At 39.3% G+C, this 24861-nt stretch carries 15 protein-coding genes; 2 read left to right on the top strand and 13 right to left on the bottom strand.

Annotated elements, in window-relative coordinates; genetic code table 11:
- Positions 1–2 precede the first annotated feature (2 nt).
- Genes OQ279_RS10235 through OQ279_RS10190 form a run of 10 tightly spaced genes read right to left on the bottom strand, consistent with a single transcriptional unit; the run spans position 3 to position 18647 of the window.
- The gene (locus tag OQ279_RS10235; RefSeq protein WP_266069784.1) at positions 3–2279 is read right to left on the bottom strand and encodes a GH92 family glycosyl hydrolase; all 2277 of its coding nucleotides are present in this window, start codon (positions 2277–2279) and stop codon (positions 3–5) included.
- A gap of 29 nt (positions 2280–2308) precedes the next feature.
- The gene (locus OQ279_RS10230) at positions 2309–3499 is read right to left on the bottom strand and encodes a PNGase F N-terminal domain-containing protein (RefSeq protein WP_266069783.1); all 1191 of its coding nucleotides are present in this window, start codon (positions 3497–3499) and stop codon (positions 2309–2311) included.
- A gap of 59 nt (positions 3500–3558) precedes the next feature.
- Positions 3559–5892, bottom strand: coding sequence for a beta-N-acetylhexosaminidase (locus tag OQ279_RS10225; protein WP_266069781.1), 2334 nt, complete (start codon positions 5890–5892; stop codon positions 3559–3561).
- A gap of 7 nt (positions 5893–5899) precedes the next feature.
- On the bottom strand, positions 5900–9070 hold the full coding sequence (gene lacZ, locus OQ279_RS10220; protein ID WP_266069780.1) for a beta-galactosidase, LacZ type: 3171 nt from the start codon (positions 9068–9070) through the stop codon (positions 5900–5902).
- Positions 9071–9119: 49 nt separating this feature from the next.
- Complete coding sequence (locus OQ279_RS10215) at positions 9120–11348, bottom strand: GH92 family glycosyl hydrolase (protein WP_266069779.1); 2229 nt, start codon at positions 11346–11348, stop codon at positions 9120–9122.
- A 1-nt stretch (position 11349) separates the two neighbouring features.
- Positions 11350–12465, bottom strand: a complete 1116-nt coding sequence (locus tag OQ279_RS10210) for a family 10 glycosylhydrolase (RefSeq protein WP_266069778.1) — start codon at positions 12463–12465, stop codon at positions 11350–11352.
- Positions 12466–12476: 11 nt separating this feature from the next.
- Positions 12477–13538: a carbohydrate-binding family 9-like protein gene (locus OQ279_RS10205; protein WP_266069776.1), complete on the bottom strand. Its 1062-nt coding sequence runs from the start codon at positions 13536–13538 to the stop codon at positions 12477–12479.
- The gene (locus OQ279_RS10200) at positions 13538–14515 is read right to left on the bottom strand and encodes a glycoside hydrolase family 130 protein (protein WP_266069774.1); all 978 of its coding nucleotides are present in this window, start codon (positions 14513–14515) and stop codon (positions 13538–13540) included. Before OQ279_RS10200 ends, OQ279_RS10205 begins: the two co-directional genes overlap by 1 nt.
- Positions 14512–16389 (bottom strand): sodium:solute symporter family protein, encoded by a 1878-nt coding sequence (locus OQ279_RS10195; protein WP_266069772.1) that lies wholly within the window; start codon positions 16387–16389, stop codon positions 14512–14514. Before OQ279_RS10195 ends, OQ279_RS10200 begins: the two co-directional genes overlap by 4 nt.
- Complete coding sequence (locus OQ279_RS10190) at positions 16389–18647, bottom strand: GH92 family glycosyl hydrolase (RefSeq protein WP_266069770.1); 2259 nt, start codon at positions 18645–18647, stop codon at positions 16389–16391. Before OQ279_RS10190 ends, OQ279_RS10195 begins: the two co-directional genes overlap by 1 nt.
- Before the next feature lie 132 nt (positions 18648–18779).
- On the opposite strand from OQ279_RS10190, the gene OQ279_RS10185 reads away from it, so the two are divergent.
- Together OQ279_RS10185 and OQ279_RS10180 are read left to right on the top strand one after the other, a co-directional pair.
- Positions 18780–19862 carry a sensor histidine kinase gene (locus tag OQ279_RS10185; RefSeq protein ID WP_266069768.1) on the top strand — a complete coding sequence of 361 codons (1083 nt, stop codon included), beginning with the start codon at positions 18780–18782 and terminating at the stop codon, positions 19860–19862.
- Positions 19859–20563, top strand: a complete 705-nt coding sequence (locus OQ279_RS10180; protein WP_266069767.1) for a LytR/AlgR family response regulator transcription factor — start codon at positions 19859–19861, stop codon at positions 20561–20563. The genes OQ279_RS10185 and OQ279_RS10180 overlap by 4 nt, the downstream gene beginning before the upstream one ends.
- A 203-nt stretch (positions 20564–20766) precedes the next feature.
- On the opposite strand, the gene OQ279_RS10175 is transcribed toward OQ279_RS10180, so the two are convergent.
- From OQ279_RS10175 to OQ279_RS10165, 3 genes are all read right to left on the bottom strand, one after another.
- Entirely contained in the window at positions 20767–23013 is a 2247-nt protein-coding gene (locus OQ279_RS10175) for a GH92 family glycosyl hydrolase (protein ID WP_266069765.1), read from the bottom strand.
- 184 nt (positions 23014–23197) lie between these two features.
- Positions 23198–24235 (bottom strand): glycosyltransferase family 9 protein, encoded by a 1038-nt coding sequence (locus tag OQ279_RS10170; protein ID WP_266069763.1) that lies wholly within the window; start codon positions 24233–24235, stop codon positions 23198–23200.
- 9 nt (positions 24236–24244) lie between these two features.
- Entirely contained in the window at positions 24245–24856 is a 612-nt protein-coding gene (locus OQ279_RS10165; RefSeq protein ID WP_266069762.1) for a DUF4254 domain-containing protein, read from the bottom strand.
- Between the last annotated feature and the right edge of the window lie 5 nt (positions 24857–24861).

Here is a 24861-nt window from a genome sequence, read left to right as displayed (position 1 = left end):
GGTTATTTTTTCGGACTCATGGAATAAGGTAAAGCATTATCATGCTGCCCAAAACTTTTGTTTGGTGAATCACTCATTTTAAATTTGATTTCTCCACCTGGGAGGATATCTTTTAAACTTAGATAAGTCTTGTGGTATTCTTTCCCATTAAGCTTTACAGAGTTGATGTAAAAATTAGAACCTGAATTATCTTCTGCAGAAATTGTAAATACATTCCCGTTCTCCAGGTGAAGCTTTGCCTTTTGGAATAACGGGCTACCAAAAACATATTGGTCTGTTCCGGGGGTAACAGGGTAAAATCCAAGAGAACTGAAAACATACCACGCCGAGGTTTGCCCATTATCCTCATCGCCACTATATCCATCGGGAGTTGGAGAATATAACCTTGTAAGGACTTCCCTTATCTTTTCCTGAGCTTTCCAGGATTCACCCGCATAATTATACAGGTATATCATATGCTGAATAGGTTGATTCCCATGCGCATAATTCCCCATATTCACAATTTGCATCTCTCTTATTTCATGAATTGTAAATCCATAATAGGAATCGTCAAAATCGGGGGGCATACTAAATACCGTATCTAGCATTGTGGTAAATTCTTTTTCTCCACCCATCAAGTTAACTAGACCCTGAACATCATGAAAAACAGACCAGGTATAGTGAAGACTATTACCTTCTGTAAAAGCATCTCCCCATTTTAATGGATTGAACGGCTTCTGAAATTTACCGTCCTTGTTTTTGCCTCGCATTAGGTTAGTTTCAGGATCAAACAGGTTTTTATAATTTTTTGCCTGCTCATAAAATCTACGGGAGGTTTTTTTATCTCCTCGTTTTTCTGCAAATTTTGAAATAGTCCAATCGGCATAGGCGTATTCTAAAGTTCTTGCGGCATTCTCGTTTATCCCCACATCATAAGGAACATAACCCAGTTTATTATAAAAATTCAGTCCCTCTCTTCCCACAGAAGACTCAGGGCGTCCTTCTTCAATATTTGCATTTTTAAGAATTGCTTCATACAGTACATCTACATCTTTATCATAAACATTTCCCTTGAGAAAAGCATCGGCTATAATAGGAGCTGAATTAGAGCCTATCATTACATCCCGGTGGCCAGGGCTCGCCCATTCCGGTAACCATCCCGATTCTTTATAAGTATTAGCCAACCCTGCCATAAACTGCTTATTCATCTCGGGGTACATCAAGTTGAAGAAGGGGAAAACCGCTCTAAAGGTATCCCAGAATCCATTATCTGTAAACATGTAACCCGGCAAAATTTCTCCATTATACGGGCTGTAATGAACCACCTCGTTATTCCCGTCTATTTCATAGAATTTTCTGGGAAATAGAAGAACCCGATATAAACTTGAATAAAATGTTCTTTTATGATCAATATTATCATCCTCAATCTCTATTCGGCCCAATTCTTTATTCCATATAGCTTCGGCTTCTTCTTTAATATCTTTAAAGCTTTTCCCTGCTAATTCATTATCAAGGTTACGTTGGGCCTGCTCGAAACTTATAAAAGAGGAAGCTACTTTAACATTAACTTTTTCTCCCTTCTCAGTTTTAAACCCAACAATTGCCCCCACATGCTGCCCCTCTTTTTCTGTAGCACCTAAATCAAGCGTCCATTCATCTCCCCATGTGTGGGTGATTTGAAAGTCCTTATCAAATTCTGCCACAAAATAGTTGTGAAAATTATCAGGTACGCCACCGTGATTGTTCCTGGCATATCCAATTATTTTTCGTTCTTCAGGAATAATTTTCACCATTGATCCTTTTAAAAAAGCATCAAGCAGTATGTAAGAACTATCGGCCTTTGGAAAAGTGAACTGAAAATGTGCTCCTCTAACTGTAGGTGCAACTTCAACCTTAACATCATACTCAGCTAAATATACACTGTAGTAATGAGGTTTGGCAATTTCGGCTTTATGGGAAAACCATGAAGCTCTTTCATCTTCCTTATATTGGAGGTCACCTGTCACTGCCATAAGAGAAAAGGCTGCATAATCATTTAGCCAAGGGCTGGGTTGATGTGTTTGCTTTATGCCCCGAATCTTATAATCATCATAATTATAGGTCCATCCATCTCCCATTTTAGCTGTTTGGGGCGTCCAGAAATTCATTCCCCACGGAAGAGCAATTGCAGGATATGTATTGCCATTGGAAAGTTCAAAGGCTGAATCTGTTCCCATAAGCGTATTTACATACTGCACAGGCTCCTGCCCCAGGCAAAGCTTGAAAGAAAAAAGAGCAAGTAATAATCCCAGTTTTTTCATTATTTCAATTTTTCAGGTTGAAAATAAATTTAATTTTCTTCGTAGGTGATATAGGCCGAAACCAGCCAGTGATTTAATTTATCCCCGTCAATTGGAGTACCATCAATAGAAATTGTTAGTTGATTTTGCCCTTTTTGAAGGTTTCCAATATTTTTTACCATAGGAGACACCTTTGACCCGGGGCACCAGTTAGACCTGGAGAGATCTGAAGATGCTAATCGTTCTTTTATTTCTATGTACTCTTTCTCTCTATTTTCATTGTAAGCAAAAGCTGTGTCTTTTCTTACCCAAACCCCCGATGTTGGATTAAAGCGCCTGAAAGAAGCACAATCGTCCCTCCAGGGAATGGTATCAATTAAAATTTCGTTATTTATCTTCACGGTATTATGCAGCTTTATAAACTCATCCCCTCCACTATGGCCACCATGGCCTGTGGTGATATAATGAAGCTTTGCATTTTTGACATTTTTGGGCAGTTTAAAATCTACTGTAAGATCTTCTTCGGAAAAGAGGTCTGGATGGGTTTGTGAAGCGTAATAAACAGTATTTACCAAGGGCAGCACTTTTTTCTTCTTTGCGGCCCTTCCTGAATACTCCAGTTCAACATCAACGAGATATCCTTCTGAAGTCCAGGTATCTATCCACACTCCAACAATAAACTCACCGGTTACCGCAGTAGATAGGTGGGAAATATCTTCTGTCCATTTCACTTCCTCTTCCCATTTGGGCACATAAACCGGCCTATTGTATTTAATCCTGGGATTTTTTTGTTCATCACTGTAATGACCTACTCCAAAAGGAGTCATAAACCTAAGTATCTCAAGGGCTGGATTATATTCTCCTCCTTTTTTGATCCCCTGATAACCTGGTATTCCCGCAGCCTCCGGGAAATTCGCTTTACCTTCAGCAATATCGATAATATCGATCTTCTCAGGATCTGTAATGACAAAAAGTGAACCCGATTTATCCCAGGTATCTCCGGCAGAACGCAGGGTCATATGAACAAAAACATCAGTTCCTTTTTCAAAGTCAGGCGCTTTGATTTTTTTATAAATTATTCGGCCATCCTGTAAGCGGATATTATGAACTGTATCTCCGGCAATACCTGTGAAATTTACAGGCTGGTTTTTAAAGACTTCTACTATTTTAGTCTTCTGTCCATATAAAGAGAAGCTTAGAAGAATTATCCCAACCCGAATAAGACTTTTTATGTTTTTCATTTCGATATTTTTCTAGTTCTAAAACTGGTTGATAAAAAACTTTTATTGATGCCTATATCTTATTCAACTATAATTTCATCAACAAACAGCCATGCGTTTCCTCCCCGCGGAGTCTTGCCAAGGTTTGCAGCCTTAACTTTAATGTACCTTGTCTCCTGTTCATTAAAGTCCAATACAAAATCTTTCAATTGAGGTATGCCACTATGACTAAATTCTCTTTCTATTTTACCTACGCTGGTATAGTCCTTACCATTTTTTGAAATTAGCGCTTCCACCTTTACAGGAAAATAAATTCCAGATCCCTGGTTCTCCATAGAACCTACAGTAATCTTGTTCACCGGTACTTCTCTATGCATATCAATCACCACCTCCATATCATCTACCAGCCACGCCTGCCACTGTTTATCATGAAAGTTTAAACTGCCACGAATTACGTTTACCATACCTACTTCTTTTGCACCCTGGTAACTATCGTGATAAACCGGGTTATAACTTACATCCTTCCCAACTGCTTTATGGAAATGAAAAGTTTTCTCGAATGTTTGACCTTTTTGCTTTCCATTCTCAAAAACCCCCGCCTTTATTGTTGCTGTCTTAGAAAGCTCAAAAGGTTCCTGATATATTTTTGAGTCTGCTCCGGGATCATCTCCATTTAGGGTATATCTTATTTCTGAATCTGGAAATTCATTCTGAAGTTTGACTTTTACCACATTGCTGGTCAGGTCAACTTCAGTATCTGCCGTGACAGAAAAAGAACTTCTGGCATAGTTTATTCCCTGATAATCGTAACGGGGAAGGATGTTTTCTTTCAAACGATCTGAAAAACCGGCCCAATCAAGTTTTTCTTTTGGGCTCCAAAGCACTTCAGATAAAGCGACTAACCTTGGAAAGATCATGTATTCCGATTGCTCATTTGTCGTAATAAATTCTGCCCACAAATTGGCCTGTCCTCCCAACACGTGCTCTTTTTGAGCAACAGACATAGAATCTACAACCGGGTCAAAACTATATACCTTGCTTAAAGGCGTGTAACCGCTAAAAGCTACAGGTTCAGTATCAGGAACTCCCTGGTAGAAGTTAAAATAAACATGGCTACCCGGCGTCATTACCACATCATGTCCCTGTTCTGAAGCTTCCCAACCTCCCTGTGTACCACGCCAGCTCATAACAGTAGCACCTGGAGCCAGCCCTCCTTCAAGAATTTCGTCCCAACCTATAAGGGTTCGGCCGTGAGAGCTTATAAAACGCTCCATTCTTTTGATAAAGTAACTCTGTAACTCCTTTTCATCCTTAAGACCTTCTTCTGCCATTCTTCGTTGAAAGTTTTCACAGGTCGTCCAGTTGGTTTTGGTTGCTTCATCACCACCCACATGAATATATTTTGAAGGGAACAATTCCATCACTTCTAAAAGAACATTTTCAAGAAATTCAAAAGTAGATTCTTTACCGGGGCAATAGATGTCGGTAATTGGCCATACCCCTCCCGGAGGCACCATAATCTCGTTGCCATGACAAGAAAGTTCGGGGTATGCAGCAATAGCACTCATAACATGGGCGGGCATTTCAATTTCGGGAACCACATTAATTCCCTTAGTCCCTGCATAAGCAACTATTTCTTTGATCTCCTCCTGGGTGTAGAAACCACCCAAAGTAGCTTCTTCCCCTAACTGGGGCGTTGGCCTCGCATCCCAGTGCTTGTCCTCATGATCAACCCTCCAGGCACCAACTTCAGTAAGTTTTGGATATTCTTTAATTTCAATTCTCCAGCCCTGGTCATCTACCAGATGGAAATGAAATGTATTCAGCTTAAGGTATGCCATCCTATCAATGACATCAAAAATATATTCCTTCTCAAAAAAGTGTCTGGAAACATCCAGCATCAAACCCCGCCACGCAAATCGCGGCTCATCATCAATTGTGATTACGGGAACCTGCCAAGCTACACTTTCTAATAACTTACTACTTTCAAGTTCAACAGGAAACAATTGCTGCAAACTGGCAACTGCATATGTAAATCCAGCTGTATTGCTGGCTTTGATAGAGATTTTATCTTCGAGTACTTCAAGTTGGTAAGCTTCTCCTTTAAAATTTTCATCAAGGATAAATTGCACAAAGTTTTTTGAAGGTGCCACTTTCTCCATTTTTAAGTCAAGCCCTGCCGCTTGTGCAAGTTTATTCCTGAGCGGACTTATGTAATTCTCCTCCTCCTCGCTGGTCACTACCAAAGTGGTGTTCTTGTTAAAACTGAAAAATCCCTCTCCTAACTTCATTTGAGCCGGAGTTGGAACTATTTTAATTTCTTTTTCAGTAAATAATCTTTCCTGATTGGATGTATTGCATGCAAACAAGATTAATAAAAAGACTAAAAAGATGAGGGGTCTTGTCGAGTTCATGATACTACTACTTAATGTTTTTCTGTGATGGTGTAATTTTAAAAGTACCCGAATATTCCTTTCCGGTTAGAAGGTATTGATCCATTGGCAGCCTCCCCCAGCTATTGATACTCCCCAATCCCATGTGGGCAGTATCTATTGTGAGAAAGGTTAAATCTCTGAGTTGAATCTCTTCGGCATGGCGTTGATCTTTTTGCAAACCGTCATCAAGATCTTCGGTAAGAAAATGTAACGCAGTAAAATTGAAGTTCTCTTTTCCTTCCAGTCTTAAAATGACATTTTCACCAGACATTTCCAGCCATCGCACTTCAGACTTATTCCCTGTTTCCTGGGGGCGTATGTAAGGATAATATTGTTCACTTACCTTTTGCTCATAAACACCCAAACGCGCAGAGGTTTGGCGGTCCTGGTAATTTTCTATCGGTCCCAACCCATAATAGCTTACCGACTCGAAATCTCCGGGCAGCACCATCTTCACTCCTACTTTGAACAGCATTGGAATTTCTTCAGAATCTCCTTTTTTGAGGTGATAATCAACCAGGATTTCTCCTTCGCCGTTGATCTCATAATTTATAGTCATTTCTGACAAAACTTCCTTTAAATTGTACTTGGCAGTAACTATAATATTTTTACCCGAAGGTTTGTATGTCCAGTTTATAAGTTCCGGATTTTCCATTGCTTCTTTCCAAGGTCTTAATTTTTGCTGAAGCCCGGCACCCATATCATTATCTGTTGGTGCCCGCCAGAAGTTGGGTCTCAATTCAAAACCATCTTTTAAAATCTTATTTCCTTTATACTCATAACCGGTCAAAAATCCTGTAGATCTGTCAAACATATACTTAGCGCCAGGTGATATAAAATTAACCTGATCCTTGTTCTTTTCTGTTTTTAATGCTTCGGTACCGGTAATTTTCACTGCCTGTTCATATTCACCGCCAAGATAAAGTTGCTCCTGCGCAACAACATGACCTTTTTCAAGAAGACCGGAATCATGAAGTAGTACGTAGTCGATGTTTAAAAACAGCTCTCCTGTTTCTTTATCTGGTATCTCAAGATCAAGGCTAAAGCTGTTTTTTTCCTGAGGCTGAACATTTAGTTCAAGCACCTCTCCTTTTGAAATAACTTTCCCATTTGCCAGCACTTCCCAACTTAACTTCACATCATCAAGCTTTTTAAAGAACCTTTCATTATAAATAGAAATTTGTCCTTGCTGAGGGTCTAAAAGGCTGGTATGTATATCCTGATAGATCTTTTTTACCTCATAAGCGTGAGGGTTGGGATCTCTTTCTGGTGAAAATACCCCGTTATTCAAAAAATTATTTGCACTGGGAACATCTTCGGGACCAAAATCACCTCCATAAGCCAGGATCTTCAAACCATCTTCAAGAGTTTTATAGATTGACTGGTCTACCATATCCCAAATGAAGCCTCCCTGAAAATGATCGTGAGTACGAATAAAATCCCAGTAATCTTTTAAGCCTCCAATAGAGTTACCCATGGCGTGAGCATACTCACACATAATATACGGCCTTTCGGGATTAGGATTTTTTGAATTATAAGCCCTCATTTCTTCTACAGAAGGGTACATAGGAGCAATAATATCTGTATTCCACTCAGCGCGCATCTGCCCTTTGTCCATATAAGGTAAAATAGCCCGTTCGTGCTGAATAGGGCGCGAATTGTCCCGCATTTTTATCCAGTTATAGCCGTTGTAGAAATTAACTCCGTTTCCTGCTTCATTTCCCATACTCCATATAATAACTGAAGGCTGGTTCTTGTCCCGCTCAACCATTCTTTGCAACCGCTGAAGATGTGCTTCTCCCCAACTTGGGGCGTTTGCCAATGTCCTGGTAAGATCATATCCCATCCCATGAGATTCAATGTTGGCCTCATCCACTACATACAAACCATACTTGTTACAAAGTTCGTAGATATACTCATCATTTGGATAATGAGCAGTACGTACAGCATTAAAATTAAACTCCTTAAGAATTCTTATATCCTGCTCCATACGTTCCCTGGACATAGTTTGACCATGAACAGGATCGGTATCATGACGGTTTACCCCTTTTAAAAGAATTTTCTTTCCGTTGACCAATAAGTGACCATCTTTTATCTCTACTTCTCTAAAACCCACGTCTTGCTTAATGATTTCAATTATATTGTCTTTCCTGTCTTTTAAAAGAAAATATAACTGATAAAGATTGGGTGTTTCTGCAGTCCATTTTTTAGGATTTTGGAGGAAAAACTCGAGGTTATCTTGAGTTTTCCATTCCCGCACGCTACGTTTTTCAGAAGCTATAATTTTTAATCCGTCTCTTAGCTGCACCTCCAGATAGTCTTTATTTTTCTTCGGAACATCAGAAAGCTGGATATTCACTTTCAGTTTGGCATCATGGTAATCTTCATCTAATTCTGTACGTACAGTAAAATCTTTAAGGTGTACAGGATTTCGGGCATACAGGTAACTGTCTCTTGTAATACCACTCATTCTCCAGTAATCCTGATCCTCCAAATATGAACCATCACTCCATCTCATCACTTTTAATACAATAAGATTTTCTCCTAGTTTTACATATTCTGAAATGTTGAATTCCTGTGGTAATTTAGAATCTTCACCGTAACCCACATGCTTACCATTCACCCACACTTCCAGGTTTGATTTTGCAGCACCAATGTGCAAATAAACCTCTTTATCTCGCCATGCATCATTAATGCTAATAGTGCGACGATAAACACCTGTGGGATTATATTCTTTGGGAACTATAGGAGGATTAATATCAATGAGGTTGTGAAACTCATACAGCTCATTGGTATAAATAGGATAGCCATACTCATGCACTTCCCAGTTTGCCGGAATTTGAAAAGTATCCCAATTTGAAGTGTTTATTCCTTGTGCGAAAAAATTTTCGGGAAGTTTAGAGGGATTTTCAACCCATTTAAATTTCCAGTCACCGTTTAAATTCTGATAGTTTTCAGAACTTTTCCAATCATTTGTTTTTGCCAGTTGCTCGTTTTCGAAGATATGATACGAACTTCGCATGGGTGCTCTATTGACTTCATTGACGAATTCGTTTTCGTAATTCTCTTTAGAATTCTGCGTCCAGCCCTGGGCATTAAAAAAGAGGAAGCAACCAATCAAAATAAACGTCAAAATATGGGGTCTTGAAAATGGCATTTTTGAAGGGTTTTGGGGGATTTATTTTATTGTTTTAGCATCACTGGATTTAACGATATATTTTGTTGGTCTTTGGCACTTGTGATACTTTGAAATCTTTATCTTCAGGTTTTGCACTCATAAAAAACTCCAGAAGACCTCCCGTAGTTATTTCTGAATGGGTAATATAGGTTCTGTTCAGTTTCTTTCCGTTTAGTTTAACCGCTTTTACAAACACTTTATCTTTATCAAAATCTTTTGCTCTAATGGTGAATTCTTTTCCGTGGGGAAGCTTAATAACAGCCTCTTCAAAAAGTGGACTTCCCAGTTCGTAAATTCCCTGTGCAGGATTCACGGGGTAGAAGCCCATGGAACTAAAAATAAACCACGACGACATTTGGCCACAATCTTCATTCCCACAATGCCCGTTCGGCTCGTTACGGTATTGAGTATTGAGGATCTGCCTGATTAATTTTTGTCCTTCAGAGGGTTTGTCTGTATAATTATATAAATATGCAACATGGTGACTAGGTTCATTGCCATGTGCGTACTGGCCAATCATTCCAGTACTAAAAATTGGCAATTCATCATCTGCTGTAGGGTGCAGACTAAACATGGAATCTAATTTTTGAGTGAAATATTCCCTGCCACCTGTTGCCTTTTTTAAACCTTTAATGTCCTGGGGTACAAACCAGAAATACTGCCAGGCATTACTTTCACTAAAGAACCTGGTGTATTCCTTCGGAAGAAATGGAGTTATAAATTTTCCTTCTCTGTCTTTTGGTCTAAAAAAACTGGTTTCCTGATCATATAAATTTTTCCAGTTTTCTGAACGTTTTAAAAAATACTTATAATCCTCTGTTTTTCCGAGGTCTTTTGCAAACATGGCGATGCACCAATCATCATAAGCATATTCAAGGGTTTTTGAGACCGACCAATCTTCGTCCTCATCTCCTGCTGGCACATAACCATAGTCACGATAAACATCTATGCTCCTGTCATTGGCCATGGCACTTGCCTTACAAGCTTCATAAGCCAAATCTGCATCAAAATTAAAACCCTTAAAATAGGCATCTACAACTACCGGAACTGCATGATAACCCAGCATCATATTAGTTTCATTTCCCTGCATAGACCAGACAGGTAATAACCCCGTCTCTTTGTAATGGGCAAGCAAAGAATTGATAAAATGAGGCACCTTTTCCTGCTGAATTATGGTATATAAAGGATGGGCAGCCCTAAAAGTATCCCACAGAGAAAAAGTATCGTACCTGTCAAATCCTTCTGAATTTTCTATTTGATGATTAGGGGCTTTGTAATTACCTGAAGGATCACTTAGCAATGTTGGTGCAAGCATAGAGTGATACATCATGGTGTAGAACACCGCCTTCTGATTCTCATCAGGAGTTTCAATTTTTATTTTTTGAAGTTCTGACTCCCAAATTTCTGCAGCCGCTTTTTTGTAAGAATTAAAATTGAAGTGAGGTGCTTCCACTTCTAAAGATTCGTATGCCCCTTCTATACCGGCCGTAGAAAATCCTGTTTTAATAACAATCTGTTCATTGCTCTGGGTACTGTAATGAACTTCTACACGGGTATTTGCTCCTTCAACAGGATTACCTGTTCTTTGCTCATTCTGAAAAAGATCAAAGGCTTTAAAGGGCTTGGAAAAATTCATTACAAAATAAACCCGTTGATCTTTCGCCCAACCGGTTGACTTCCTGTAACCTTCAATAACCGAATCATTCACAACGTTAAAATATGTCTCTGTAGGCCTGTCCCAGTTTAAGGAATACCCTAAATCTACATGTATGGTGGTATTCTTATCTTCTGGAAATGTGTAACGGTGAATTCCTGTTCTTCTTGTTGCGGTAAGCTCGGCAGTAATACCATAATCCAGAAGCTCTACGCTGTAATATCCAGGAGATGCTTCTTCCTGTTGATGATCAAATTTGGAAAAAGGCTTAAAATTATTCTCTTTGATCCTTTTATTAAACCTGCTGTTAACCGGCATTACAAGAATATCATAAAGATCTCCCGCTCCGGTACCTGAAAGGTGCATGTGAGAAAATCCACTTATAATGGAATCCTGATAAAAATATCCTGCGATTCGATCCCATCCCGGAATCCCGATATCCGGACTTAACTGGACCATTCCGAAGGGGACAGTTGCCCCGGGGTATGTATTCCCTGGGCCATCTGTACCTATAAAAGGGTTCACATGATCTACTAACCTCTTCTCCTGAGCAAATGAATTCAGAGAAAGAAAAACCAGGATTAAAGGCAATAGTCTGTACATTCTAATTATCTCTTGATTCTTTTATAGCTTTCAAATGGTCATCTGTCAAAGCTCCTCCATCAAAAAAGGAAACTCCCCTTGCTCCATTTGCTTTAGCCAGCTCAATTGCTTCTGAAACTTCTTCCCCACTCAATGGAGGCACATAAATTCCTGTATGTAGCTGTGTGTTTCGACCCTCCAGGTCTTTAACACCCTGCCTTGTAGCAAAGCCTATCCAGTCAAGTTCTTCATTGTAGAAGTTTTGATAGATCATTGGAAGTACCATATCTACATTCCATTTATCCCAACGTTGACGTACCATATGGTCGGCCATTTCGGGGTAAGGAAAAACAGCTGCAGTAAGCTTAAGGTTATTTTCTTTGGCAATCTTATAGGCGTCGTCTACAACGGCTTTAATTTTATTAAGACGGAATTGTTTCCATTCCATATCAATAGCGGGGTTTTCGAACTCTCTTGGGTTTTTGTGATGTTCTTTTTCAAATTCGGCCACACAAACGTCACAGTAACAGAAATCGAATTCGGCCAGTTCCTCATTTTGCTCCAAATCATATTTTGGAAGCAGTCCAATAGGCAGGAAAATATCCGGGAAGCGAATATAATCAAGATGGATACTTTCTATGCCCTCAACTTTTGCAAGACCCTCTACCAAACTTAGAACATGTTCTCTAGACTCTTTTCTGGTAGGGCACAACCATTGATAATAATCTACATAAGGCCGTGTGTCAAAGTTAGATTTTCCTTCCCTGCTCACCACATACCATTCAGGGTGTTGTTGGGCAACGGCATCTCCTGGACGGTTCATAGTAAACATCCATGCATGTACCTCAAGACCTTCCTTCCTGGCCAGGGGAACTAAATGTCTTAAAACCTCTGGATCTGTCTCTGTATTGATGAGTACCGCATCAATGCCATTTTCCTTATATTTTTTAAATTTCTGGGTGTACTCTGCATCAGTTTTATCGGGATTTGCGGTAATCCAGGTCCAGTATTTGAAATCCTCCTGTTTAAGATCTGTAGTATCAACAGATGCCTGAGTATCCTGGTGGGCTTCAGATTTATTCACACACGATACAAGTGAAGCGGTTAACAAAAGGAAAAGTAGACTGAGCTTTTTCATTATTTTTACGTTTAAAGTTTTACAAATTTACCATCCTCTTTGATTAAAAGGATATCATCTGAATAAGGACTTTTTACAGATATATTCCAGCCACTTAAATGTTGTTCATAAGTGGGTTTAAGTTGAAGATCATTTAAAGAGGGTTGCGGAGTAGAAAGAGCTTTGAGGTTTGGTGCCCACTTAGCGTGTTTGGCAAAGTAGCTCTTTTGTTTTCTATAAAGATCGTATAACCACCACTTTATGTGTTCCTCTTCAGGAATTGCAAACTCATCCACATCACCTACAGCTTTCTCCGAGAAATAGACGTAACCCCATTTTTCCGGTTCATGCATATTGATGACGTGTTGAGGAGACCATACCCAGTTATATTCGGGTAAATAATTTCCCTCTTTATCTTTTTTCCTTGAGTAAGTATTGTCCTGTATATCATGATCCCAGTTTACCCTGGAAAAATTAATCCTCCAAAACTCATTTTTGGGAATTCTTGTATGAGTATTTGCTTCTTTAAGAACCTCCCACGGAATTGCCACTTCAACACTCCAAAAGGCATCCTGATCTTTGGGATTGTTCAGACTTCCATCAATAAATACAGCCGATTTTAAACCCTGGATATCCCAACTGTCTACAATAGGCCCCGGTTCACGGTAGGGTTTTGCAATAAAAAGATCCCACACGGTATTTAATGCGTTTACTTCAAATTCAAGGTAATTATGTGTATCACCGTCAGGATCTATAAATATCTCGAAGTCATTATTGTAAAAAATAACTGTGTCTCTTTGTTTTAAGGTTCCCCATACATGTGGTTCCTCCATCTTTGCATAAAAGTATAGATATGTCTCATCGTACAACATCTTCATACGAGTTTGAAATTTGGGATTTTTATGTCCCTCTATATCTATAAAATCATCGCTAAATTCTGCCTTTTTCCAGGAATCGTCGTTAGCCTTTCCATCAATTTCTATTGCCCCCTCTGCTTTATAAGCTATATATGAACGGGGCGCAGGATGGCTTTGTGCAAGTATAAATTGACACTGGAGGACAAGGAGGAATATTATTACTGGGATTTTTTTCATTACAAGCTGTTGTCTTTAATGAATGTTAGTATTTCACTTATTTTCCCATAGGCAAGAGCAGTAACTGTATCGGCTGCGCCATAATAAAGTGCAAGTTTGTCTTCTTCTATAGAATGTAAAGCTGCGCATGGAAACAAGACGTTTGGCACATCGCCTGTTAGCTCATAGATTTCTGAAGGTGCAAGAAGATATGGCTGGGTTCTAAACTTCACTTTTTCGGGTTGCTCTTCATCCAAAATTGCCGCACCTACAGAATACCTGAAGCCATTACATGTGTTTATTACCCCGTGATAAAATAAAAGCCATCCTTCTTCTGTAAGAATGGGGACAGGACCGGCACCTATTTTGGTACACTGCCATGCACTTTGTTCAAAGGGCGATACTTTCATCACACACCTATGTTCCCCCCAGTACTTCATGTCTGGGCTGTAGCTAATGTAAATATCTCCAAAAGGGGTATGACCGTTATCGCTGGGGCGACTCAACATTGCGTATTTCCCGTTGATTTTCTTCGGAAAAAGGACTCCATTACGATTAAATGGAAGGAAAGCATTTTCACACTGAAAGAATTCCTTAAAATCAAAGGTATAGCCTATGCCGATAGTAGGGCCATGATAGCCATTACACCAGGTAATCCAGTATCTATCTTCAATAAATGTCACCCTTGGGTCATATTTATAATCTGAAGCAATCATATCGGTATTCCCCGGATTGAATTGGATAGGATCATGTTCTATATCCCAGTTTAGCCCGTCTTTACTAAATCCCGCAAAAATGTTCATTTGAACCGATTTGTTGTCACATCGGAACACACCTGCATAACCCTCACCAAAAGGAACAACAGCACTATTAAAGATACTGTTGGAACTAGGTATGGCATACCTGTCAATTATAGGATTTTCGCTGTAGCGCCACATGACACTGTTAGAACCTGCTGGGCGGTCTTGCCAGGGAATAGGATTAGATTTCAAGTTCATTCTTTGTATTTTTTAATTTTGTCTAACCATGTAAACTTTAATATGGTAGTGGTTACTATAAAAATCGATAAGGCTATTAATGCTTTTGGATAATCTCTCACCACAAAATATATCGGCATTAGAATCATTGAAGATTGCCAGATTATACCCACAATACAGTTAAACATATCGAGGTTAAAATCTTTATTTTTTTCAATACTTATTCCCTCTTCACGAATCATTGTCCTTACCGGTTTCCACCAACCCCAGGGTCTTACGTTGGTATAGAATTCTTTTAAAGTTGCAGAATTTGTAGGCCGGCTTAAAAATGTACCAAATATACATCCTGCCAGAGAAACCAGAAATATTATAGGGAACAGGTAAATAGCAGGAATATGAGCCAATTCGAACAAAACAGAACCGGGTGTAAAGTTATCTTTATTAAAATCGAGCAAGAACTGTAAAGTTGCTATGATTAGTCCGGAGAGCATGCCCCAGAAATATCCCCAACCATTAAATCGCCACCAAATCCATTTCAAAAAATTAGCCGTTACGTAACCCCCATACAGAGCACTGGTAATCCAGAGTGTAATGGAGTTAATAGATTCTGCAAAAAAGCCCATTACCACACCCAGTACCACCACCAGGAAAGAAGACAAATGAGATATTTTTATATAATGTTTATCTGTAGCATTTGGTTTGAAATACTTTTTATAGATATCATTCACAATATATGCTGGTCCGGCATTCACAAAAGCGGAAAACGTAGACATAAATGCCGCCAAGAGACCGGCTAAAAGCAAACCTTTTATCCCCACAGGAATGTGGTTGTTAATCACCTGGGGCAGGAGAATTTCCAGATCATTCCCATTAATACTTCCAGAGCTTGCGAGTTGAGGAGCAATAAAAACGAGTGCAAGTACAACGATGCCACTAATAAGCAAATACCTTGGTATAAAAAGTACCAAATTTGTGAAACCACTCATGTATGCTGCATCTTTTACAGTTCGTGTAGAAAGTATACGCTGCATGTCGTAACTGGGAGTAGGCCCTGCAACACTGGCAAAAAAGCCTTTAAATAGAGTCATTCCTATAAAAGCACCAAACATTTTATACCCCTGGGTATCTATTAGGTGGTTAAATTTCTCTTCTTTTCTATTCCAGAATGTTTCGAGCTCCCAACCAAAGAAGATATTTTTCCATTCCCCGGGAATAATAGCCGAGATCTGGGCATCGGTTAAATAAATGAAGGTGTATGCCGTAACCAGAAGCCCTGCTACTACCATGATTAGGTACTGCAATACTTCAGTAGCCACTACAGAGAACATACCGCCTTTAATCGTGTAAATGGTGGTGAGGAAAATTATGATTAATGCATAACACTGTTCCGAAGCCAAAACTTCATATCCAATGAAATTAACCGACATATCCCAGGGAAGAATAACAGTCATGAATTTTCCCACGCCTTCAAAAAAATATGCGATAAACCCAATAGCTGCTACAACAGCAAATACCGCCACAATAAAATGAGAGGCCCTGCCTGCTTTATCATCTCCAAAACGTGTGAGAATCCATTCTGATCCTGTCATAACTTTTGAACGCCTTATCCACACCGCGAGGAACATCATTATAAACACCTGGTTCCATACCGGCCACATCCACATGAACATGAAGCTTTTGACACCATACAAAAATAATATCCCCACCATCCAGGCAGTCCCTGAAACATCAAACATCCCAGATCCATTACTTAAACCCAGGTAATACCACTTTATTGATTTTCCTCCTAAAAAATAAGAGTCGAGGCCTTTTGAAGCTTTTTTAGAAACATAGATCCCTACTCCAAGCGTTACTGCTATATAGAGTAAAATAATAATTACATCAAGAGTTGCCATTACTTCGCAGTTGTATTATTAATACCCCAGTTAAGGTTAGGCTCAGGTCCCATTTTAAAGTGTAACTGCCCACCTTGTAAAATTTCATCATGTGTTATAAAAGTACGGTCCAGATTGGTGCCGTTTAGTTGGGCAGATTGGATATAAATATTAACATCGGATACATCTTCTGCTATGATTTTAAAACTCTTTCCATCCTGAAGCTGAATGACAGATTCTTCAAATAATGGACTTCCTATTTCGTATTGGGCTGATACCGGATTAAGTGGATAAATTCCCATCGAGCTAAGAACAAACCAGGCCGACATTTGCCCGGCATCTTCGTTTCCGCTTAAACCATCAGGTTGTGTGCTATATTGAGTTTTGAGAATCTCCCTCACCCAATACTGGGTACGCCAGGGTTGATTTACTTTATTGAATAAATAAGCTATATGATGACTAGGTTCATTACCGTGGGCATATTGACCTATAAGCCCCGAAATATCAGCTGAAACATTATCTCCTGTTATTTCAGAACTTTCGGTAAAAAGTTGTTCCAGCCTTTCGCTAAATTTTTCCTGACCATGAAGAACTACAAAGGCCTCAGGCTCATGTAGTACAAACCAGCTATGCTGCCAGGCATTCCCTTCGGTATAATCTGTGTGTTCTCTGTGATTGGAGAATTTTGGATCAAAAGGTTCATTCCATACCCCATCTTTAGTCTTACCTCGCATAAAGCCCGTTTCAGGGTCAAATAATTCCTGGTAGGCCTTTGCTCTTTGAGAAAAATACCTGTAATCCTCGTTTTTCCCAAGGGCCTGGGCCATTTGAGCAACTGCCCAGTCATTGTACGCATATTCAAGAGTAATAGTGACTGACTCGTCCAGAAGGTTATATGGTATAAAGCCATATTCTTTGTATAAATCTAATCCCCGTTCATCTTGCATCATCGTATTCTTCATTGCTTCATAGGCGAACTCTACATCAAAATCTCTTATTCCCTTAAAATAAGCTTCAGCTATTACCAGAACTGAATGATATCCTGTCATTGTATTGGTTTCATTGCCATACAGCGTCCACACAGGAAGAATATTTTCAGTTTTATAGTATTCGAGAAGGGACCTGATCATATCCGGCACCTTTTCAGGATCGGTTAGGGTGAGTAGCGGATGTTGTGCCCTAAAAGTATCCCACAAAGAGAAAGTGGAATAAGCAGTGTAATCTCCTGCTTTAATGATTTCATCATTCTCTTTCCTGAACTCACCATTCTTATCACTAAAGGTTACCGGCGCCAGTTTTGTATGGTAAAGTGCGCTGTAAAATATAGCTTTTAAAGAATCAACCGGGGTTTGTATCTTAATAGTTTCCAAAGCTTCAGCCCATTGTGCGGTTGCTTCCTCTTTTCTTTTATCAAAATTGAAATCGTTCGCATCCAAATTCTCTTTTGCATTTTCAATACTTACCGATGATAATGCCAATTTCACCTGAAGGTTGGTTCCTGTTTCAGTATCAAAGAAAAACTGTGCAGCAGTTTTGACCCCGTTAGCATTGTGGTTATCAACAACTTTCCCATCTGTCAGGAAATTAGCATCAACAATAGGTTTGGAGAACTCTGCGACAAAAAAGACTTTTTGATTATTGGCCCAACCGGTACTGTATCTATACCCACTAATAGTAGTGGGGTTTTCAAGTTCAATAGAAGATTCTGTAGGCCTGTCCCAGTTAATTGCAAAACCCAAATCTACTACTACCGTTTGTTCATCTCCCTCTCTAAAAATGTATTTTTGGTAGCCAGTTCTTTTAGAAGCTGTTAAAAACACCTCTACCTCATGATCATCAAGAAAAACGCGATAAAATCCCGGGGATGCTTCTTCATTCGCATGATCAAACTTTGAGCTATAAGGAATATCATTTCTGGACTTTACAGGCACAGCTAAATCGATTTCTTTATTCACCGGCATAAAAAGTAAATCCCCCAGATCTCCAATACCTGTTCCGCTAAGATTTAGATGAGTAAAACCTACTATGGTATCATCTGAATAATGATATCCTGAGCACCAGTCCCAGTCACTAATACCATTGTTAGGGCTTAACTGTATCATTCCAAAGGGAGTTGTGGCTCCAGGATAGGTATGGCCATGACCTCCTGTACCCACAAATGGATCTACATAAGAAATGGGCGATGGTTCGGGTTCAACGTTGGCAATACTAACATTCTTTTTACAGGAATAAATGGCAAAAAAAAGTATAAAATATAACGGGAGGGAAGGCTTATTCATTAAGGCAGAATTTGAGGGAACTACAACATTTCCTTAACAAATATCAAGATTTATTTATATATTCCGGATCCAAAAAAGGTAATTTAGACCAACAACAATTTTGGAAAGCTTAACAGCCAGAAATTGGCATTTATGATACTACAAAAGCATTTCGACAAGGTCTTTAACGGCACCTCTGATTACTACAAAATTGGACCAGAACACCATGTATTATTTTGGTTCTGTTATTTTGTTTTTAATGTTCTCAGGTGGGGTAGCTACTATGATGATTACTTGTTATCACTCAAGGGAAATATTATAGGCTTCCCTATACATATGTTGCTAAGTTATGTCACCATCTATATCTTTATCCCAAAGTTTATTGAAAAAAGACATTTTTTTAGCTTCGCTGTTTCCGTAATCCTTTCCATATTTTTAATGGTGAGGGTTAAATTTGACCTAACCTCTCTTTTGGTAAGCAGTAATGTTTGGCCAGAAGGACCTGTAGAAACCACGACATTTAGTTTTAACTATGTGATTACCATGATGTTAGGAGAGTTCTATGTAATCTCATTTGTTACAGCACTTAAAATAACTATAGACTGGATGCAGGAGAGCAAAAGAGTTGCTAAACTTGAGAAAACACAACTGGAAACCGAATTAAAATTTCTACGTTCCCAGATATCGCCCCACTTTTTCTTTAATACCTTAAATAATATCTACTCTTTATCTCTTGATAAGTCTGTCAAAGCTTCAGAAACTATTTTGAAGCTCTCTGAGTTAATGCGATATCTTCTTTACGAGACCAATGAAAATAAACAGGATCTTCAAAAAGAGATCATCTGCATTCAAAATTATCTGGATCTTGAAAAGATCAGGTATGGTGATCTATTACAGGTCAATATGTCAATTACGGGAGATATTGAAGGTAAAAAAGTTTCTTCCATGCTTTTAATTCCTTTTATAGAAAACGCAATTAAACATGGGGCAAATAAAACGATTGGCAAAACCGACATAATTATTACCTTCACCGTTCAGGAGGATTTTCTACTTTTTAAAATCATTAACACGCTACCTCCTCAACCTTCTATGGTTCAATTTAATCAGCCCGGAGGGATTGGAATTGCGAATGTGAGAAAAAGGCTAGAACTGGCATACAGTAAAGACGAATTTGAACTTCAGAATTACGAAGAAAAGAACAGGTATATCGTAAAATTAAAACTGAAACTTCGATGAACTTAAAGTGCATAATTATTGACGATGAACCTTTAGCTATAAATGTAATAAAGAACCATCTGTCTCAATTCAAAGATGTAAGTATTTCAGCCACTTTTAACAACGCAGTTGAAAGCCTGAAATATCTCGAAAATTCTGAGGTAGATCTCCTATTCCTTGATATAAACATGCCTGTTTTAGACGGCTATAGCCTTCTAAAGAGCCTCAGCAAGAAACCCATGGTGATTATTACTACAGCTCATGCCGAATTTGCAGTACAAAGCTACGAACTTGAGGTGCTCGATTATTTGGTTAAACCCATATCCTTTCCCCGCTTTGTAAAAGCCATGAATAAAGCTTTAAAAAGGAATCAAACCACCAGGACCGTAGAAACCACCAGTGAAAAAGATCACATCTTTATTAAAATGGATAAAAAGTTAATGAAGAAGATCTACCTGGATGATATTAAGATAGTAGAGAGCCTAAAAGATTATATTAGAATTATTACCACCAGTGGCAAATACATTGTTCATCAAACCTTAAGTAATTTCACTGATAGTCTTCCTGCTGATAAGTTTATTAGAATTCACAGATCATTTACTATTTCCCTTGATAAAGTAGAGGCCATAGAAGGCAATTGCTTGCAGATTGACGGAAATAAATATACTATTGGTCGAAGCTATTTGAACGATGTAAAAGAAACGCTTCTTAAAACATACTAATGTAAAAGCTTCACCTCAGCCTTATAGTGTAGACCATGCAAGGCTAAATGTCTATTCACAAGGGTTTCAAAAATGGCAATTTCAGGCAGCGTTTTATTGAAAGCCATTTGCACCTGTTAGAGCAAAAAATACCGGAGCTTTTAAAACCCGGTACTTTAATATTTCTTGCCTTGTTGAGCTTTTGCTAAATATCTTTTTTGTCACTACTTAAGCCCCCAATTTTTGTTGGGCTCTCTCCCCATTTGAAAAATCAATTCACCCCCGTCAATAATTTCTGAATGAGATATTGTTGTTCGATTAAAATCCTTACCATTTAATGTGGCCGATTGGATGTATCGATGCTCATCAGAAACATTTACGGCCTTTATTGTAAAAGTATTTCCTTCTGGCAACTTAATTACAGATTGTTCAAAAAGAGGACTTCCAATTTCATATTCGGCAGCAGCCGGATTAAAGGGATACAAGCCCATAGAACTAAAAACATACCAGGCAGACATTTGCCCGGCATCTTCATTCCCGCTCAAACCATCAGGTTGCGTAGAATATTGTGTTGATAAAATTTCCCTTACCCAAAATTGCGTTCGCCAGGGTTTACCTGCTTTGTTGAATAAATATGCAATATGATGGCTTGGCTCATTCCCATGAGCATACTGGCCAATAAGTCCCGATATATCTGCTGAAGCATTTTCTCCCTTAATTTCTGAATCTTCAGTAAAAAGTTGCTCCAGTTTACTGCTGAAATTCTCTGCTCCGCCGTGAAGTTCAATTAGCTCCTGGGGTTCATGTAAAACAAACCAACTATGCTGCCATGCATTACCTTCGGTATAATCTGTATTCTCCATGTGACTGGAAAATTTTGGATCAAACGGTGTATTCCAGGATTTACCATCTTCACTCTTTCCTCTCATAAAACCAGTTTCAGCATCAAACAACTTTTGATATGCTTTGGCTCGATTCGAAAAGTATTTATAATCTTCGGGTTTATTTAAAGCTTTTGCCATTTGAGCAACACACCAGTCGTTATATGCATATTCAAGGGCGTAAGTCACAGATTCATCAAGTTCCCGGAACGGTATATAGCCGTATTCTTTATAAAACTTTAATCCGCGTTGATCCTGCATCATGGTGTTTTTCATGGCTTCATAAGCCTCTGCAACATTAAAATCTCTTATTCCCTTGAAATAGGCCTCGGCAATAACCGGTATAGAGTGGTACCCTGTCATTGTATTGGTTTCATTTCCATAAAGCGTCCAGACCGGCAGCGCTCCTTCAATTTTATAATACGCCAGCATTGATTTTATGATATCTGAAACTTTATCAGGATCGGTCAAAGTGAGTAGCGGTTGCTGTGCCCTAAAAGTATCCCATAAAGAAAGCGTGGTGTAGGCAGTAAAATCCTGTGCCTTTAAAATACTGTCATTTGAAGCACGGAATTCTCCATTCTTATCACTAAATATAACTGGTGCCACTTTAGTGTGATACAAGGCAGTATAGAATATTGTTTTAAGAGAATCCTCTTTCGTCTCCACTTTGATACCTTTTAAAGCATCTTCCCACAATGCAGCAGCCTCATTTTTGGCAACGTCAAAATCGCTTTTTTCATTATCCAGATTCTGTCTCGCATTCTCTATGCTCACCGAAGACAACGCTAATTTTACCTGCAGTTCATTAGCTTTTTCTAAATCAAAAAATAACTGGGTAGCAGTTTTAGCCCCTTCCGCGCTATTTTCATTTACTTCCTGGCTATCACTAACTAATGATTTTGAAACAATAGGACTGGAAAATTTTGCAACAAAAAATACTTTTTGATTCTTTGCCCACCCGGTACTGTGTCTAAATCCGCTTATAGTGTAATCGTCTTCAATCGTTATTTTGGTTGCCAGCGGGGTGTCCCAGTTAATGGCAAACCCGAGATCAACTATTACCGATTGTTCTCCTGCCTGGCTATATTTATATTTTTGATAGCCTGTTCTCGCAGAAGCTGTCAACTCCACCTCTACCTCAGGATCTTCAAGAAAAACCCTGTAGTAACCGGGAGATGCCTCTTCTTTTGAATGGCTAAAAACAGATTTGTACGGAATATCGTCCCTTGTTTCAACCGGAGTGGTTAAATCGATCTTCTTGTTGGCAGGCATAAAAAGCAAATCGGCCAAATCTCCGATTCCGGTACCACTAAGGTGCAAATGACTGAAGCCCACTATAAGGGTGTCAGAAATGTGGTAACCCGAAGACCAGTCCCAACCTTGTTTCCCGTTATCGGGACTTAGCTGGATCATTCCAAAGGGTACGGTGGCACCTGGATAGGTATGGCCATGCCCACCAGTTCCAATAAACGGATCAACAAATGTTGTTACCTGCGCCTCATTAGATGGTTCCTTGTGCATATCACGATTACAGGAAGAGAGGAAGAAGACACCGAGGCTCAATAAGGAAAGGACGTTTTTGTTCATAATCTATGTAAGGATTTTCTACTCAAAAATGGCAAATTTAATAAACATTTCAACCCAGCTATTTATTGAGATATTGATATGAGACTTCTCACTTTAAAAAAGGGGTTCCAAAAATGACATTTTTGGAACCCCTTTTGGTATTTAGAATTTGGTGCTTGGAATTTAGTTCTGAAGCTTTCAAATGTCAGTTCAATATTTCATTAATCTTTTCCACTACCTTTTGCGGCGGAATGCTCCTCATCACCTCTTCATATCCCTGCGGAATGTTTTTTCCGTAGATGGAGGTGGGAATAGCGGGGTATTTCTGAAGATCGGGCAGCAGGGAGTTTGTTTCGGGTTGACGGAATGGGGCGAATCCGGTGTAGGGATGAGTGAGCCCCCAAATAGTGATCACCGGCACTCCAAAATTGGCTGCGAGGTGTCCGTTACCGCTGTCCATTGCCAGCATAAGATCAAGGTTTGAAATAAGAGAAAGCTCTTCTTCAAAAGATAACTTCCCGGCTACTGAAACAGCATTGGAAAATTCTTTCTCCCACGCGGCCAGTTTCCCGGTTTCTTCTTTACCTCCCCCGAACAAAAATATCCTCAAATTTTGCCCTTTTTGAAGCTTCAGTAAAACCTCTTTCATGAGATCTTCGGGATAAGCCTTGGAAGCATGCTGGGCAAAAGGTGCAATTCCTATCCAGTTCTTATCCTTTTCCCCTGTTATAGCGCTAAGATTTTCGGTCAATTCCTGCTTTTCTAGTACCTGCACAGAATTGATATCTATGGGATAGCCGAGTTTATCAAAAACTTCAGTATACCGCTCATGGGTTGCCTTCAGTTGTTCAAAGATCTTGTTATTGCTTCGGGTGAGGGCTTTTTTCTCCTTCCGGCCTTTGTCCAGCTGGCGTACCGGGATTCCCTTCAGCTTAAAAAATAACTTCAGAATATTAGACCGCAGTACATTGTGAAGGTCGGCAACGGCATCAATTTTAAGGTCAAGCAATTCCGAAGAAAGCTTTTTGAGTCCGAAGATGCCTTTGTGTCTTCCTTTTACTTCAGCTTCAAAAATCTGAACATTAGAAAGATCTTTGAACATGGGGGCGAAAAACCGTGGGGTAAGCAGGGTGAGCTTAACATCGGGATATTTTTCAGTAAAAGCTTTGAGAACAGGCACCATCATCGCCACATCTCCCATGGCCGAGAGGCGTATAACTAAAATGTGGTGCGGTCTTTCCATCCAAAAATGCTATTTTTTAGCCCCTCTTAAAACAGGGTTAAGATCATCATCGTTGTACATCTTCATTTGCCTGTACACCTTCATGTATTTATCACCACTGGCGATATCGCCGAGTAACTGATTGATTGCTGTAGAAAGGTCTACACGCTGCTCCAGCAAGACATCGAGCTTTGCCTGGCATTTAATCATGTGTTCCTGCCCGGCATCAACGCGATTGGCCTCTTCGTTCATGTGATAGATCTTGAGCGCCAGGATAGAAAGCCTGTCAATAGCCCAGGCGGGGCTTTCAGAATTGATCGTCGCATCCTCTTTTGGCTCCACTTCTTTATACTTGTCAAGAAAGTAACTGTCAAGGTATTCCACCATATCGGTACGATCCTGGTTTGAGGCATCAATTTGCCTTTTTAGCTTAAGCGCTGCAACAGGATCAATGTTTGGATCGCGAATAATATCTTCATAATGCCATTGCACGGTATCTATCCAGCACTTGCGGTACAAAAGGTGCTCCAGGAGCTGTTCCTTCTCATCGAAAGGGTTGTGAAACTCCTGCCCTACCGTATTTATCTCATGATACTTCTCTATTACTTCCTGAAAGATCTTATTTGCTTTATCTGAAAACATATGCT

The organism is Salinimicrobium profundisediminis (assembly GCF_026241755.1).
In the GTDB taxonomy this organism is placed as follows: Bacteria; Bacteroidota; Bacteroidia; order Flavobacteriales; family Flavobacteriaceae; genus Salinimicrobium; species Salinimicrobium profundisediminis.
The sequence above is the reverse complement of the archived record's forward strand: the minus strand, read 5'-3'. Positions and strand labels throughout refer to the sequence as shown.